Source organism: Mesorhizobium sp. WSM4887 (assembly GCF_029625865.1).
Taxonomy (GTDB): Bacteria; Pseudomonadota; Alphaproteobacteria; order Rhizobiales; family Rhizobiaceae; genus Mesorhizobium.
This window is the reverse complement of the sequence record NZ_JARTVP010000002.1, coordinates 299907-313960: the sequence shown is the minus strand read 5'-3', so window position 1 is coordinate 313960 and position 14054 is coordinate 299907. Positions and strand designations below refer to the sequence as shown.

The 14054-nt window shown below is 61.8% G+C and carries 26 protein-coding genes; 20 read left to right on the top strand and 6 right to left on the bottom strand.

Going from position 1 to position 14054, the window contains the following annotated elements:
• Positions 1 to 50 precede the first annotated feature (50 nt).
• The 3 genes from P9230_RS09805 to P9230_RS09795 all read right to left on the bottom strand — a co-directional run bounded on the left by P9230_RS09805 (position 51) and on the right by P9230_RS09795 (position 1112).
• Entirely contained in the window at positions 51 to 260 is a 210-nt protein-coding gene (locus tag P9230_RS09805; RefSeq protein WP_127214630.1) for a hypothetical protein, read from the bottom strand.
• 95 nt (positions 261 to 355) lie between these two features.
• Complete coding sequence (locus P9230_RS09800; RefSeq protein WP_127239295.1) at positions 356 to 907, bottom strand: hypothetical protein; 552 nt, start codon at positions 905 to 907, stop codon at positions 356 to 358.
• On the bottom strand, positions 876 to 1112 hold the full coding sequence (locus P9230_RS09795) for a helix-turn-helix transcriptional regulator (RefSeq protein WP_278118666.1): 237 nt from the start codon (positions 1110 to 1112) through the stop codon (positions 876 to 878). The genes P9230_RS09800 and P9230_RS09795 overlap by 32 nt, the downstream gene beginning before the upstream one ends.
• Positions 1113 to 1187: 75 nt before the next feature.
• On the opposite strand from P9230_RS09795, the gene P9230_RS09790 reads away from it, so the two are divergent.
• From P9230_RS09790 to P9230_RS09730, 13 genes are all read left to right on the top strand, one after another.
• Positions 1188 to 1805, top strand: coding sequence for a helix-turn-helix domain-containing protein (locus tag P9230_RS09790; RefSeq protein ID WP_164746620.1), 618 nt, complete (start codon positions 1188 to 1190; stop codon positions 1803 to 1805).
• Positions 1806 to 2129: 324 nt separating this feature from the next.
• Positions 2130 to 3251 carry a hypothetical protein gene (locus P9230_RS09785; protein WP_278118664.1) on the top strand — a complete coding sequence of 374 codons (1122 nt, stop codon included), beginning with the start codon at positions 2130 to 2132 and terminating at the stop codon, positions 3249 to 3251.
• A complete protein-coding gene (locus P9230_RS09780; protein WP_127847661.1) occupies positions 3248 to 3535 on the top strand; it encodes a hypothetical protein in 288 nt (95 codons plus the stop codon). Before P9230_RS09785 ends, P9230_RS09780 begins: the two co-directional genes overlap by 4 nt.
• Positions 3536 to 3537: 2 nt before the next feature.
• A complete protein-coding gene (bet, locus tag P9230_RS09775) occupies positions 3538 to 4566 on the top strand; it encodes a phage recombination protein Bet (protein WP_127847660.1) in 1029 nt (342 codons plus the stop codon).
• 2 nt (positions 4567 to 4568) lie between these two features.
• Entirely contained in the window at positions 4569 to 4979 is a 411-nt protein-coding gene (locus tag P9230_RS09770) for a hypothetical protein (RefSeq protein WP_278118660.1), read from the top strand.
• On the top strand, positions 4976 to 5230 hold the full coding sequence (locus tag P9230_RS09765; RefSeq protein ID WP_127847658.1) for a hypothetical protein: 255 nt from the start codon (positions 4976 to 4978) through the stop codon (positions 5228 to 5230). Before P9230_RS09770 ends, P9230_RS09765 begins: the two co-directional genes overlap by 4 nt.
• A 4-nt stretch (positions 5231 to 5234) precedes the next feature.
• Positions 5235 to 5438 (top strand): hypothetical protein, encoded by a 204-nt coding sequence (locus tag P9230_RS09760; RefSeq protein ID WP_278118658.1) that lies wholly within the window; start codon positions 5235 to 5237, stop codon positions 5436 to 5438.
• Positions 5435 to 5725 (top strand): hypothetical protein, encoded by a 291-nt coding sequence (locus P9230_RS09755; protein WP_278118656.1) that lies wholly within the window; start codon positions 5435 to 5437, stop codon positions 5723 to 5725. The genes P9230_RS09760 and P9230_RS09755 overlap by 4 nt, the downstream gene beginning before the upstream one ends.
• Entirely contained in the window at positions 5722 to 5961 is a 240-nt protein-coding gene (locus P9230_RS09750; protein ID WP_067328594.1) for a hypothetical protein, read from the top strand. Before P9230_RS09755 ends, P9230_RS09750 begins: the two co-directional genes overlap by 4 nt.
• Entirely contained in the window at positions 5961 to 6176 is a 216-nt protein-coding gene (locus P9230_RS09745; RefSeq protein ID WP_095782996.1) for a hypothetical protein, read from the top strand. The genes P9230_RS09750 and P9230_RS09745 overlap by 1 nt, the downstream gene beginning before the upstream one ends.
• Positions 6173 to 6355 (top strand): hypothetical protein, encoded by a 183-nt coding sequence (locus P9230_RS09740; protein ID WP_127323382.1) that lies wholly within the window; start codon positions 6173 to 6175, stop codon positions 6353 to 6355. The genes P9230_RS09745 and P9230_RS09740 overlap by 4 nt, the downstream gene beginning before the upstream one ends.
• Positions 6355 to 6747 (top strand): hypothetical protein, encoded by a 393-nt coding sequence (locus P9230_RS09735; RefSeq protein WP_278118653.1) that lies wholly within the window; start codon positions 6355 to 6357, stop codon positions 6745 to 6747. The genes P9230_RS09740 and P9230_RS09735 overlap by 1 nt, the downstream gene beginning before the upstream one ends.
• A 40-nt stretch (positions 6748 to 6787) precedes the next feature.
• Positions 6788 to 7255: a hypothetical protein gene (locus P9230_RS09730; RefSeq protein ID WP_278118651.1), complete on the top strand. Its 468-nt coding sequence runs from the start codon at positions 6788 to 6790 to the stop codon at positions 7253 to 7255.
• Between the two features lie 14 nt (positions 7256 to 7269).
• On the opposite strand, the gene P9230_RS09725 is transcribed toward P9230_RS09730, so the two are convergent.
• Both P9230_RS09725 and P9230_RS09720 read right to left on the bottom strand, forming a co-directional pair.
• The gene (locus P9230_RS09725) at positions 7270 to 7500 is read right to left on the bottom strand and encodes an outer membrane beta-barrel protein (protein ID WP_278119444.1); all 231 of its coding nucleotides are present in this window, start codon (positions 7498 to 7500) and stop codon (positions 7270 to 7272) included.
• Between the two features lie 2 nt (positions 7501 to 7502).
• Positions 7503 to 7928, bottom strand: coding sequence for an outer membrane protein (locus P9230_RS09720; RefSeq protein ID WP_278118649.1), 426 nt, complete (start codon positions 7926 to 7928; stop codon positions 7503 to 7505).
• A gap of 330 nt (positions 7929 to 8258) precedes the next feature.
• Between P9230_RS09720 and P9230_RS09715 the strand changes: the two genes are divergently transcribed.
• The 3 genes from P9230_RS09715 (at position 8259) to P9230_RS09705 (ending at position 10247) form a co-directional block, all read left to right on the top strand.
• Positions 8259 to 9065, top strand: a complete 807-nt coding sequence (locus P9230_RS09715) for a glycosyltransferase family 25 protein (RefSeq protein WP_189413800.1) — start codon at positions 8259 to 8261, stop codon at positions 9063 to 9065.
• A gap of 238 nt (positions 9066 to 9303) precedes the next feature.
• Entirely contained in the window at positions 9304 to 9744 is a 441-nt protein-coding gene (locus P9230_RS09710) for a MucR family transcriptional regulator (protein ID WP_095825835.1), read from the top strand.
• A 158-nt stretch (positions 9745 to 9902) separates the two neighbouring features.
• The gene (locus P9230_RS09705) at positions 9903 to 10247 is read left to right on the top strand and encodes a hypothetical protein (RefSeq protein ID WP_127403429.1); all 345 of its coding nucleotides are present in this window, start codon (positions 9903 to 9905) and stop codon (positions 10245 to 10247) included.
• A 123-nt stretch (positions 10248 to 10370) separates the two neighbouring features.
• Here P9230_RS09705 and P9230_RS09700 read toward each other — a convergent pair whose 3' ends face one another.
• Positions 10371 to 10703, bottom strand: a complete 333-nt coding sequence (locus P9230_RS09700; RefSeq protein WP_164750387.1) for a hypothetical protein — start codon at positions 10701 to 10703, stop codon at positions 10371 to 10373.
• A gap of 24 nt (positions 10704 to 10727) precedes the next feature.
• Here P9230_RS09700 and P9230_RS09695 point away from each other — a divergent pair, with 24 nt between their 5' ends.
• From P9230_RS09695 to P9230_RS09680, 4 genes are all read left to right on the top strand, one after another.
• Complete coding sequence (locus P9230_RS09695) at positions 10728 to 11609, top strand: tyrosine-type recombinase/integrase (protein WP_278118644.1); 882 nt, start codon at positions 10728 to 10730, stop codon at positions 11607 to 11609.
• 314 nt (positions 11610 to 11923) lie between these two features.
• Complete coding sequence (locus P9230_RS09690; RefSeq protein ID WP_095802509.1) at positions 11924 to 12100, top strand: hypothetical protein; 177 nt, start codon at positions 11924 to 11926, stop codon at positions 12098 to 12100.
• Positions 12101 to 12242: 142 nt separating this feature from the next.
• A complete protein-coding gene (murA, locus tag P9230_RS09685; protein ID WP_067328567.1) occupies positions 12243 to 13535 on the top strand; it encodes a UDP-N-acetylglucosamine 1-carboxyvinyltransferase in 1293 nt (430 codons plus the stop codon).
• A 78-nt stretch (positions 13536 to 13613) separates the two neighbouring features.
• Complete coding sequence (locus tag P9230_RS09680; protein ID WP_067328564.1) at positions 13614 to 14045, top strand: DUF2948 family protein; 432 nt, start codon at positions 13614 to 13616, stop codon at positions 14043 to 14045.
• Positions 14046 to 14054 lie beyond the last annotated feature (9 nt).

The following is a 14054-nucleotide window of genomic DNA, read 5'->3' as shown; positions in this document are numbered from 1 at the left end:
AATCCTACAAGCTACAAATGGTATTGCCGTTCAATCTGGTAGTTCATTGCTTATCCTATCGAGGCCAATACCGCCGACAGGATCTGTTTAGTCATGGAAGGACCGACGGTTTCTCCCAGATATGCCGCTGCTGCCACGAGATGCACAGTTGCACTTCGCTCGGCGGCAGCCGATCCAATGCTTCTTGCTGTTTGGCAAAACCCAGCCATAACTGTCTTTACTTCACCGTTTACCGTCTGCCCGCCGTCAGTCTGCTTCATTTTTATTAAACCTCCTGGGAATGTTTCAACTTGAAACATTGCGTGCGGACCTAAGGCGGAAGTAATTGGCGGAGGAAATCACACCTCCGTCAAAGTCAGCCTCTGTTCGAAGCTTTCGCGATGACGGCTACAGGTTCGTTAACCGGCTCCACATTGGAGCCTGCCTTCTGGCACAAACGGTTGTAGCGGCCGAGGAGGTCGAAGATGGCTTTGCCGTTCCAGTTGGAAGCGGTGCCATACCAAGCATCCCTCACCCGCCAGTGGCCGCGCGGGTAGCCGAGCGCGTCACACGCAGCGTTGATCTGAGCTTTGATGCCCATGCCTGGTTTGATAGTTCCGGCGGCTTTGAACACCACCTGTTGTAGCTCTGCAGCAATGTCCTGCATCGATTCCTCACAAAAAACAGGAGAAGGAACGACGACCCATCGGGATTCTCGGATGCCTTGTCGGACACATCCAACAATTTCCCCGCCATCATCGCCACGACCGCAAGGGGAATGCCGATGGGCCACGACGATGATTGCTGGAAACCGCTTGGAGTTGCGGCTTGGGAAGTTGTTGAACGCACCGACCAACTTCGGACGGAACGAGGAACCGTGTTGATCGTATCTCGGGTCAAGCCGAAGCCGGGCGCCGTGCAACGACATCTGCCGCCTCCCTGCCCAACCAATGGTTTGCGTTCACCTCACCGTCGGTCATAACGACGATGCGGTCGAGATATGGTTGCCTGGGCATCCGGCCGGCCTCGTACCGATCGACTGTCAGCCGCGTACAGTCGATCATCCGGCCCACGTCGGCGGCGCTTAGATTGAGTTCTTCACGCCATTTCGTCAGTTGATGCAGGTTTTCCATGGGCGGGTTTTGTCACCAATTTGGTTACACGTCAAGGTTTGTAACCAATCTGGCACAGTTTCGCAGGAAAGCGTTTTGAGCTACCGCACTGATATGGCGAATGGAATTAAGCACTTCCGGGAGAAAGCCGGGCTCACCAAGGCTGAGCTGGCGCGTCGCGTTGGCACCACAAGGCCGCAGATGGGCCGCCTCGAGGAAGAGGATGGCCCAAACGGCCGGAAGCTTACCTTGAAATGGGCGGAGCGAATCGCGCCGCACCTCAATGTCAGGCCGGAAGAGCTTATGTTTCCGGAGCTTGCGGCGATTGACGTCAGCAAATTCAACCAGGTGTTCGAGATCGCCGGCGGCAAAAATCAAACGCCAGGCCTCGTGCTGGATCCTGAGTTTCTGGCCCGCATGCTGCCGAACTCAACGGGCCACAACCTCCGGTTCATGATGGTCGACGCCTACCAGGCCAATGGCATTGTTGCCAAAGGGGATGCGCTTGTGATCGATCTGGACGACAACATCCCCAATCGACCCGGCATCTTCGCCCTAGAGATCGCCGGCGCGGTGCAGTGGCGTTACCTTTCGCCCACGACGGCAGGCGCCGTCCAGGTCCACAGCGACAACCCCGCGGCGGTCAACGAAACCGTCCAGCCGAAGGACTTGAAGGTCATCGGGCGCGCCCGGCTGAGGATTTCCACACTCTGATCTGCATTTTTTTTGCCTGAGATGTAACCATTTCGGGTACACTACTTGCAAAACGTACCAAGTCGGTTACGATCCTACTCACGCAGAAGGATCGCTAGACCGATGGCCCAGTTGCCCCTGGTTGTATTTTACCATCATGCCTCGCGGTCATGTGTTGAGTATCTGCGTGTTCCCGGCCGGGCCGGTGTGACCCCCCGCACCATTCGCCCGCACCAGCCCGGCCGGGTTCTCCCAATCTAAGCAGCACTGCGCCCCGCGACCGCTTCGTCGCGCCCATTGTGTTGCCAAAATGGTTTCACGTGTAACACAAAAGGAAACAGACGGATGACGGCGGACCAATATGCATGGTGGCGTCAGGCTTTGAAACTGGCGGGCGGATATCGCGAGCTGACCCACGATCAGCTGCTCCTGCTCGCCCCTTCTGCCGACAGCCCGGAGTCAGGATTTTTCAGGAACCGTCCATTCAAGGATGCGCCCCTGGTTCCTGTTGCCATCTGGCGTGACGCATCGGGCAATGTCATCTGCCTGCAGGGCGGCAAGGAAGCGGAGGCCGATAGGGTCTGGAACTATGCTTGCCGCAACCCGATCACCGAAGCGCTCTATCATTCGGTGCTGGCCGGCGAGCCTTGGCCAGATGAGCCTCCGTCGGTTTCGAGGGAACACAACCTCCCGGCCAAGACCGGCGATCTGCACAAAGACCTGACCCTTGAACTGGCCGCCGAGAAGGAGACGGTCGAGGGCTTCCTGAAAAAGCCGATCAGCACCCAGGAGCAGGCCGATCAGGCGGGCGTCTGGGCAAAGCGGCTCGCCGGGATCGCCACCAAGGCGGACGAACAATTCAACGTCGAGAAGCGTCCTTGGCTCGATGGCGGCAACGCCGTCGACGACAAATGGCGCGATCTGCGCACCGACGCCAAGGATCTCGCCAAGAAGCTCAAAAAGCATGGTGAGGCGTGGCTGAAAGAACTCGACCGAATGGAGCAGGAGCGCCAACGCAAGGCCCGCGAGGACGCCGATCGCATTCGTCGCGACGCCGAGGCGGCTGAACAGCGGGCGGCCGACGCCGCGCGCGCGGCCGAGGAGGAGAAGGCCCGGCGCGAAGCCGACACCGCACCCGGCCTCGCGTCTTCATTCGCACACGAGAGCGAGCAGGAGGCCCGGCGGCTCGAAGCCGAGGCCGAGGCAAAGAAGCTGGCCCAGCGCGCAGCGGACGCCGCACGGGAGGCCCAAGCCCGGCCGGTCTTCGCCGGCAGGACCGGAGCCAAGGTATCCCTGCACACCTATTGGGTCGCCAACATCACTGATTACGACGCGCTGGTCATGGCCCTGAAAGACGAGCCGGAGGTGCGGGAGGCGGTCGAGAAGATCGCTGGTCGCATCGCTCGCAACAAGGACGCCACCCTGCCAGCCGGCATGGAGCGGGTTCCAGACAAGAGGGCAGCATGACCGACCAGAAGATCGTCGCCGTGAAGTTCGGCGAGAGCGACAAGACCTATGACTATTTCGCCGGCGCATTCGATGTGGCTGTCGGCACCCGGGTGATGGTGCCGATGCGCGGCCGCGAGACCTCGGTCACGGTCGCCGAGATCAAGGATCATTCCGACGTCGCCAAGATCGCGATCGTCGGCATCGACACGCGCACCGACGAGCAGCGCGCGGCCAAGCATCCGAACGGTCGGCACATATGGGCGCCGGACGGCACGCTGCTCGACGAGAACGGTAGGAGCTGACCATGAACGCCAATGTTCCGCCCGAAGCGACCAGCAAGGCACTCGTCCTCAAGCCGCCATCGATGTTGATGCCGCCCGAGGCAGAGGCCGAGTTCAGCCTCACCACCGCCAAATGGCGGGTGCTGGTCGACCAGATTTTTCCGAGCGCAAAGAGTGCCGAAGCCGTGATGATGGCGCTCTCCTATTGCCAGGCGCGCAACCTCGACATCTTCAAGAAGGTCGTTCACATCGTCCCAATGTGGTCGAGCCTCCTTAAGAAGGAGGTCGAGACCGTCTGGCCCGGAATCGCCGAGATCAGGACGACGGCGGCGCGCACCGGCGAATATGCCGGCATCGATGCAATCGAGTTCGGGCCGATGATCGAGGCCGAGTTCGGCACGGGCAATGACCGCAAGACGGTTCGTTTCCCTGAGTGGGCAAGCGTCGTCGTCTATCGCTGGGTAAAGGGCGAGAAGGCGGCGTTCCACACCATCCTCTTCTGGGAAGAAACGTACGCCTCGATTGGCAACACAGATGTGCCGAATAAGATGTGGTGCAAGCGGCCACGCGGTCAGTTCGACAAATGCGTCGAGGCGGCTGCACTGCGCAAAGCCTTCCCGGAGGAACTCGGGAGCACCTATGCGGCGGAAGAGATGGAAGGGCGCACCATCGATTACGAGCCGGCCAAACCCCGCCCCGAGACCGCCAGGATCACGCCGAAGCCACCTTCACCGCCAACGCCGCCGAGCCCGGACAAAATTGCGGCCGCCATCGACCCAATTCCTGAGAACGGGTTCGACCGGGACGTCGAGGGCATGCACGACGGCGCCGAAGCTGCCGAGGAGGATAGGCCAGAAGCCTTCGACTACGGCAAGTTCTTCGAGGATTTCCAGATCGCCCTAGCAGGTGCGAAGTCCGCCGCGGCCGTGGAGGAAATCTGGACCGAGTTCGACGTCGAGGCTCAATTCCACGACGACGAGAGCAGCCGCCAACTGGCCGATAAGATTAAGGCGCGGCGGCTGGCTGCGCTCACCCCTCCGAGTGCGGGCTGATCATGGCCGGCCGGATTGCCATCCTCCCCGACCAAGGCGCTCAGGTGCTCGGTCCGCCTGCGAACTGGCGGCCGCGCGCGCTGAGCGTCCGCGAGAAGCTTGAGATCGTCGTGCGCCAAGTGGGCAAGGAGCCCAGCGGCGCGCGGCTCAACCCGCTCGACGGTGTTCAGTTCGATCACGATCCGGCGTTGCAGCGGCGGCGCTGGGACCCAGAAGCGCATGACACCATCCCGCCATCGTGCGCCCTCGACTACATCGTGGCGCTGAACAAGCCCACGCATGGCGTCAAAACCCCGGTCGACCAGCGCGAGATTGCGAAGACGAAGCGGCTCGAGGGACGTACCGGAAAGGGCAAGCCGAAACGGAAGATCCCGAGCCGGCCCTTCCCGAAGCTCCACAGAGGTTTTCGATGAGGCGCGCCAGCTACACCGAGATCGCGGTCACGCCCGGCATGGTCTTCATCGCGGACCGCTGCCGGCCGGGTCTACCGAGTGTCACCAACGACGCCGAGCGCGTAGTCGAGGAATGTCTGGCCGCCTATGGCGAGCGGCGGATCGTCTACCGCGACAGCGCGGGCGAGTGGGGCGAGCTGCTGCACACCGGCATCCAGTTTCGTGGCTTCGCACCCTACACCGACCGCACGCCCGACGAGGAGGCAGCATAACGGCATGAGCAGCATCCGCGACCTCTCCTACGAGCACCAAATGGTAGTCGAGGCGATGAAGAGCCAGCTCATCATCGCCCTGGTCCGCCGGCTCGGCAACAAAGTCGAGATGCCGGTGGCCGAGATTGATTCCACCGGCTCCTCAAATCTCGCGATGAAGGCGGTGGACGGCGTGTTCACATTCGAAGTGGTGGACAAGAAGCGATGACACCGGTCCAGCGCGATCTTGCCCGGCACGCCCTCGGTCTCGACGGCCGGCGCAAGGAATCTTACCGCAACTATTTCGTGACCGGCGAAGGCGGCACCGACCACCCGCATTGGCTGGCGATGGTCGAGGCCGGGTACGCGACGCGGCGCTCAGGCTCAATCCTCACCGGCGGCGATGATTTCTTCCGCCTTACGAGGGCCGGCGCCGACCTCGCGCTGGATCCTGGCGAAAGCCTGAACACCGTCGAGTTTTCTCCCGTTCAACCTCAGAAGGACACGACCGCATGACCGACCAAGTAACCGCTCCGCTTCGTCTCTCCGACCTCCAGGCCAGCATCGCTCGTGCCCAGATCGAGGCGAAGATGGATGTGCTCGAGAGGACCAACGAGCGCTTGACGCTTCACCTGCAATCAATCTTCGACGGCATCGGCCGCAACGAGCAGGTCGAGCTGATCTACCCGAACGGCGAGGTGGTGCTCATCACCAAGGCCCGTAAGCGCGACCGCGGCGAAGGCGGCGAGTGATGCCGATCATCTCCGTGTATGTTGACGAGCTGACCGCAGCTCGCATGAAGGCGATTTCGGCCGAGAAGGGCCGGACGGTCGAAGACCTGGCAGAGTGCGCGGTCGCCGAAGCCGCGCTCGACTACTACCGTCTTGCGCCGGCCGCCTCGGATCCTGGTCGCGCCGACGGCGGCGCGAACATCATCACCACTCACACCAACATCGCGGGCGCGTGATGAGCACGTTCTTTCTGGCCGTCGGTTTCATCCTCATGATCAGCGCGTGCGCACGGCGCGCCTACCTTGATATCACCGGTCGCTGGGTGCCGATCGAGGGTTATGTTTTCGGAGCGGTGGTCTCATTCATCGGCGCGCTGCTGATCCTGATCGGCATTTTGCTGACGGCGGCGCCGTGATGGAAACTGCAGTTGGACGTGTCCAAACGCAACTTTCGCCCGATGAGGCGCTGACGAAGCTCTATGCTTTGCTGACGGCGAAGAACGCGCCAAAGCCGGGAAGCTTCACCGGCCTGAACGAGGATCAAAAGCGGGAATATTTCCGCCTCTCCCGACGGCGTAGCCGGGCCAGGATGCGCGCCGCCTCCTCGGTCGCTGCCACCGCAGCCAACATCAATCAGGCGCTCGCCGACGCGGCGCTGATGATCCTCGCCACCGACGCGCCCGGCGCCGACCAGGTGCGCAAGGTGCTGCAGACGATCTTTGAGCAGAGGCCGGGTGTTCCGATCTCGGTCGAGAACAAGGCCAAGCAAGGCAAACTGAAACCCAAACTGATTGCGAGGAGTGAGTGATGGAGGACCTTCCGAAGCTGGCTCTATCGGTGCGCCAGCCATGGGCGCACTGCCTCATGATGGGCTGGAAGCCGGTCGAAAACCGGTCTTGGCGGGCAATCCGGGCCTGAAATTCCGCGGCGACTTCGCCATCCATGCCTCGACGGGCATGACTCGCGACGAATACGCGGACTGCGCTGTTCTCTGCCACTCTCTCGGTTTCCGCTGCCCGCCGCCGGCCGAGTTGGCGCGCGGTGGGATCGTGGGGGTCGGCACCATCGTCGACATCGTGACCGAGTTCGGTAGCCCGTGGTTCTTCGGCCCGAAGGGGCTGATCATCGCCAACGCGCGACCGGTCGAGTTCATCCCGGTGGCCGGCCAACTCGGGTTTTTCGATTGGAAGCGGCTCGTGCCGTTCACGAAGAGCGGCAGGCCAGTCCTGCCGGCGAAATGGATGCTGGCCCAGGCGCCGAAGGCTGCCACGGCGAAGCCACCCCTAACCAACGACAGGCAGGGGCGGCTCCTATGAACCCACCGAGCGCTTCAGAATTTGTAGTTGATCTTGCCGACAACGACATTTTCCGTGTCGCGATTGTCGATCCTGAAACCCGTCCCCAAATCCGAAAAGCCGGTTCTGGTACCGAAGTCGTAGTAGTTCCATTCCACTCCTGCGGTCCAGTGATCGGTGAGGGCGTATTCGGCCCCGAGGCCGGCGGTCCAGCCAACCCGCGACCCACCGCCGAAGGTCTGATTCGCAGCATCGACCTCGGCAATCTTTACTTGGTGAAGGCGACACCAGCATCGCCGTAAATCAGGAAGCGGTCGAATGCATATCCAAGACGGCCACGGACTGAGCCCAGGTAATCCTGCTTTGTCTCGCAGGCTGTTCCTACATCAATCGAACATTGATTGTCGCCCTTCACGGTCGAGCCCGCGAGGTCGCCTTCAATGCCGAGGACATATTGGCCGATCTGGTAGTTGTAGCCGATCTGACCGCCGAAAATGCCGCCGGACCCGTTGGTGTTGAAGGGAACGAAACCTCCCGACCAATGGCTGTCGTTCCAGCCGCCGCCAGCCTGGCCGCCGACATAGAAGCCGGTCCAGGAAAAAGGCATGGCGGCGACAGGGTGGACGAGGTCCGCCGCCAGGACCGGTGACGAGATCGCCAGAAATGCGACCGAACAAAGCAAAGCAAGTTTCATGTGAGTCTCCCGCTTGGATCGACGCAGTCGTACCGCTGGAGCTTTGCGGATCACAACTACACGTTTAAGCTCTCGAGATTGTGATCACGTGCAGTTGCAAGAATGCAACAACTGCCGCACGCCCGGAGGCTCCCACGCCAAGCTGCCCAAATCCCCACCTTCAACCTGCAGGCGCGGATCCTTTGACTCGGGTGGACCTTCGTCCATCACCGATATGTGATGCCAACCAGGCGAAACGTGCTGAGACAACGTGCCGGTCTCAAACTAAATCGCCGACCTCAAGAGCAGTTCATAGAGATCGCCAGCAAAGCTGCCGATTGGCATAACGCCATGAAATCGTACGTCATCAACCTGGACCGCAGCCCGGGCAGAATGCAGCGCATGGCTGACCGCCTCAAATCTATCGGAGCGGACTTCGAACGAGTGCCGGCGGTGGACGGACGTCTGCTCACCGATGGCGAGATTTCGGACGTCTATAGGCCCGTCCCGGGGGCGGCCGCGATGACGCCGGAAGAGGTGGGCTGCTTCCTGAGCCATCGCAAATGCTGGGAGCGGATCGCGTCGGGCCAGGACGCTTACGGCTGCGTTTTCGAAGACGACATGTTGATCTCCAAGCGGGCAGGTCTGTTCCTCGTTGAGGGGTCTAGCTGGATCCCCGGCGATGCGGACCTGGTCAAGGTCGAGAGTGTCGTCGGAAGGGTGTGGCTAGACCGCACGGTACATGCGCTGCGCGACGGCTTCGAACTGGGGCGCCTGCGCAGCTACTCTTTTGGGTCCGGCGGATACATTCTCTCGAAACCGGCGGCAGAGCGCCTTTTGCGCGTCACCAAGGTATTCTCGGATGCGGTCGACCATGTGAAGTTCAACCCCGCCTGTGGGATCGCCGGTAGTCTGAAATCCTATCAGATGATCCCGGCCCTGAGCGTTCAAACGCAGAGCTTCTATCCCAAGGGTTCCCCTTTGATCGAAGTGCCGGCGCTCGCCGTGCATAGCGATCCTCGCTTTCCCGGGAACTTGATGGAGAAGCCCTGGCTGCAGCGAAAGGTCTTGCAGGCGCTGCGTCGGTTGGGACACAGGCTGCGCCGGCATTGGCGCACCGAGATCCTGTTCGCCGACCAGCCAGGTGCTTTCGATTAGACCACGAACCCAGACCTGACCAAAAATAGACGGCTTTTTTGCTTGACTTCATTGTAACCAAAATGGTTACACTGAGCACCGATTTGGTAGCAAAGAGAAGCAGCATGAGCAGTTTGCCACCAATGATGGAAATCGATCTCCTCGAGACGCCGGCGCCAATCGGGCAAGCGCGCCCGTCACCAGGTCGACCCGAGGCAATCTGACCTCGACGACACAACCCCTACCACGGAGAGTAAGCATGGAAGACAAGAACTACATCGAGTTAACGGCCTCGATCGTCTCGGCCTATGTCGGAAACAACCCGGTGCAAGCCGCGCAATTGCCGGAGCTGATCGCATGCGTGAACGCCGCTGTGCGCAAGCTCGACGGCCCGGCGGTCGTCAACGCGACCGCACCGAAGGAGCCGGCCGTCCACCCCAAGAAGTCGATCCATCCCGATTTCATCATCTGCCTGGAAGACGGGTTGAAGTTCAAATCGCTCAAGCGGCACTTGATGACCGACCACGGTCTTACGCCCGACGCTTACCGCGCGAAGTGGGGTCTGCCGGCGGATTACCCGATGGTGGCGCCGAACTATTCCGCCACGCGGTCGCGGCTGGCGAAGGCCTCTGGCCTCGGCCGGCATTCCAAGGTGCCGCCGATCCGCACCAAGACGCCCGCGCGCCGTGCCTTCCAGTAGGCGCGCCATGAAAGTCACCGCCGTCATTGAGCGACTTGCGAAGGGCGATCCCTGCGCCTCGGCTTCTCCAGTGGCCAGAGGCGGTGGTGGTTCGAAGGACCTTACCAGGTCGTGCCAGAGCATATCTTCACGCGGCGGTGCACGACGGGGCTGTCGCCGTGATCGAGGCCGGCGACAGCCTGTTCGGCTTCAAGGGAAATTCGCAGACCTGGCTGGTCGAGGATGTTCCGATGCACGGTGACCCCTGGGCCAGCTACGACGCCTGGAAGCCGACACCGCCCGATTGGGTGATGCCCTTCCACACCCGTCGCTACGCCGACGAAACCCGTTGGCGCATGCACCGCGATCTCGGGCGACATCCGTTCTTCGACGGCGACGAGTCCGAATACGAATACCTCTGCGAGGAATGGGACGAGCTGGCGCGCATCGATGCGCACGAGCGCGCGCCCGAGGAAGAAGATTTCGAGGAGATGACTGCCGCGACCGGGAAGAGCCATGAATGACCAGCCGCCCGAAGTGCTGACCATGTCGCAGACACCGGAATACTGGTCGTCGCGTTTTCGCGACAAAGGGTTGCGCATGTCCGCCAGGTCGTTGCGCGAGAAGGCGATCAAGACGGGCCTCTGCTACTGTGTCGACAGGCAGGTGCTGATCTCGCCGCGGCAGATCGATGAGTTGTTTTTGTGGAGTAAAGCGTCATGCCGCTCACGATCTACAAGCGCGGCCGGTTCTGGTGGCTCACCGGAACGGTCCCAACCCGGCAAGGCGAGCAGCGCGTACACGAGAGCACTGGCGAAACTGACGAAGCCAAAGCGAACAAGGTCCGCCTGAATCGCGAGCTGCGTGCCCAGCAGGAAATCGATCTCGACCCAAAGGACTTCTTCACCTTCGCCCAAGCCGTCGAGGCCTATCTGCAAGCCGGCAAGAGCGAGAGCTACATCCAGAAGCTGCTCGAACATTTCGCCGACACCAGGATCTCGGACATGACCGGATCGGGCGTGCGTGCCGCCGCCAAGGTGCTGTACCCCGGTGCTGCTTACACGACATGGAACCGGCAGGTGATCATCCCCACCCGGGCCGTCATCAATCTCAGTGCCGATGACGGCAAATGTCGAGAAGTGGTGATCAAAGGGTTCAAGAAATCGGACAAGGACGTCCGCCGGCCGAGCACCCCGTCCAAGCGCGCGGTCGACCGTTCCTACATCGACACATTCCGGGAGCACAGCGACGACCCCCGAATCAGCGCCTTGATGCTATTCATCTACCAGACCGGCGCCCGTGTCTCGGAGGCGATCGCGCTTGAGGATGATTCGCCTGATGTCGACCTGGTGAACCGCAAGGTCATTTTCCGCGACACGAAGAATGGCGAGGACGGCGAGGCCGATCTAACGGTCGAGATGGTCTACGAGATCCAGGAACTCCGCCAGTGGAAGCGGGAACGCTTGGCCGCATGGGAGGTGCGCGTACCCTGGAAGAATAGGCGCTCAGGCCCACGCCACAACGGCCGTGCCGCTAAGAAGCCGAACACCCGCCTGTTCGGCTATATCCAGCGCGGTTCGGTCTACAAGGACATCAAGCGCATCTGCGAAAAGGCCGGCATCCCCTATCTTGGCACCCATCAACCGGGCCGTCACAGCTTCGCCACCGAGATGATCGTGCGCAACGGCGTCGACATCGCCACCACGGCAAACAAGGGCCGTTGGAAAACGAAAAAGCTCCTCCTCGAAAACTACACCCACGGCGAGGGCAAGGGCGTCATCGATAAGGTCTTCGGGAAGAAGAAGCCGCGCAAGGCGGCGAACGCTGGTGACAAAGCAACCAAAGTGGTTACGAGACCTTACACCAGCCGAAAACGGCCTGCCTGATAACAATCTGATTTCGCTAGAAAAAGGGCCGCGTTTCCATCTTGGTTACGCCCTTACCAAGGGAGTGCTCTACCACTGAGCTACCGCAGCCTGCGATGGCGGCGCTTCTGCCATAACGAACCGGCAAGCGCAAGGCCAAGAAAACCTTAAAACGACGCATGCCTTCGTGCGAAATCGCTGCGCGGTTTTCCCGCGGCATGTGTCGAATGCCGCGGCTGTGGAGGCCGCTTGCGAGCAGGCTTCGATGACATGGCGGCGCCACAATGTTAACTATGCCTGAACCACAGCCGGCTATCCGCCGGCGAGGACCGGCGATGAACGACAAGCCAAATCCGCCGAAAAAACGCGACGGCGAGCGCAAGGACCGGCTGGCCGAGGCGCTGCGTGCCAACCTGCAGAAGCGCAAGGCGCAGGCCCGTTCGCGGCGGGATGGCAATCCTGATGATCGGCCGGAAGGATTGCCGACTGCTGGAAAAATGCACAAGGACTAACCGAAATCGGCCACACTGGCCGATCACACTCGGTCCACAGATGGGGAAATCCTATTTCTTGAACCGCACCGGCCGATAGTCTAGAGCCGGATATACTCAACCGATTGAAACCGGCCCGTCCGGGCCGAGGGGACGTTCTTTCATGGATCGCATCAGAATTGTCGGCGGCAATAAGCTTGCCGGAAGCATTCCGATTTCGGGCGCCAAGAACGCGGCGCTGCCGCTGATGATCGCCTCGCTGCTCACCGACGACACGCTGACGCTCGAAAACGTGCCGCATCTGGCCGATGTCGAGCAACTGATCCGCATCCTCGGCAATCACGGCGTCGACTATTCCGTCAACGGCCGGCGCGAGAAGCAGCAGGAGGGCTATTCGCGCACCATCAATTTCTCCGCCCGCAACATCGTCGACACCACCGCGCCCTACGAGCTGGTGTCCAAGATGCGCGCCTCCTTCTGGGTTATCGGCCCGCTGCTTGCCCGCATGGGTGAGGCCAAGGTGTCGCTGCCGGGCGGCTGCGCCATCGGCACGCGCCCGGTCGACCTCTTCCTCGAAGGCCTGCAGGCGCTGGACGCCGAGCTCGACGTCGACAACGGCTATGTCGTCGCCAAAACCAAGAACGGTCGTCTCCACGGCAACCGCTACGTGTTCCCGAAAGTGTCGGTCGGCGCCACCCATGTGCTGATGATGGCGGCTTCGCTCGCCAAGGGCGAGACGGTACTCGAAAACGCCGCCCGCGAGCCGGAAATCGTCAATCTCGCCGAATGCCTGATCGCCATGGGCGCCAAGATCCACGGCGCCGGCACCTCCACCATCACCATCGAGGGCGTCGAGGCGCTGTCGGGGGCGCGCGTGCGCGTCATTCCCGATCGCATCGAGACCGGAACCTATGCCATGGCGGTGGCGATGACCGGCGGCGACGTGGTGCTGGAAGGCGCGCGCCCCGACCTGTTGCAGAGCGCGCTCGACGTCATTGCCGAGACCGGCGCCGAGATCACGCCGACCAATGCCGGCATCCGCGTCAAGCGCAACGGCACCGGCATCGCACCGGTGGATGTGACGACCGCGCCCTTCCCCGCCTTCCCGACCGACCTGCAGGCGCAGTTCATGGGCCTGATGACGATGGCGAAGGGCAAGTCGCGCATCACCGAGACGATCTTCGAGAACCGCTTCATGCATGTGCAGGAGCTTGCCCGCCTCGGCGCCCACATTACGCTGTCCGGCCAGACGGCGATCGTCGACGGCGTCGCCAAGCTGAAGGGCGCGCCGGTCATGGCGACCGACCTGCGCGCCTCGGTGTCGCTGGTCATCGCAGGCCTTGCCGCCGAAGGCGAAACCACCGTCAACCGGGTCTACCACCTCGACCGCGGTTTCGAGCGCCTGGAGGAGAAGCTTTCCGGCTGCGGCGCGGTGATCGAGCGGATTTCGGGCTGACAAAGCGCCTCGGTTGCGCAGAGCGGAAAGACCGCATAACAGAAGATTGACTAATCAACCTTCAGGTTTGCATTCCGCATGGCCCTCAAGCTCATCGCGCTCGACGACCAGGATCTGAGCATCATCTCGGCCCACGTCCAGGACGCCGTGATGAAGGTCTCCGACCTCGAATACCTGCCGGCGGCCAAACGTTTCGTGCTGACCATGAACCGCTTCGTCTGGGAGGCGAGGTCCGGCTTCTTCCGCCAGCACAATGAACGGCGCCAGAGCGTGCTGCATTTCGACCGCGTGCTGGGCGCCAAGACCAGCGGCATCGCCCGCGACAAGCCGGCGGAGATACTGTCGCTGCTGGCGGTCAGCTTCGTCGCATTCAGCAAGCCGGCCGGCATCATCGAGCTGGTTTTTTCCGGAGGCGGCACGATCATGCTCGACGTCGAGTGCATCGAGGCGCGGCTCGCCGATGTCGGCGGCTCCTGGGAAGCCACCTCGCGCCCGGTTCACAGGACCTGAGCACCGACG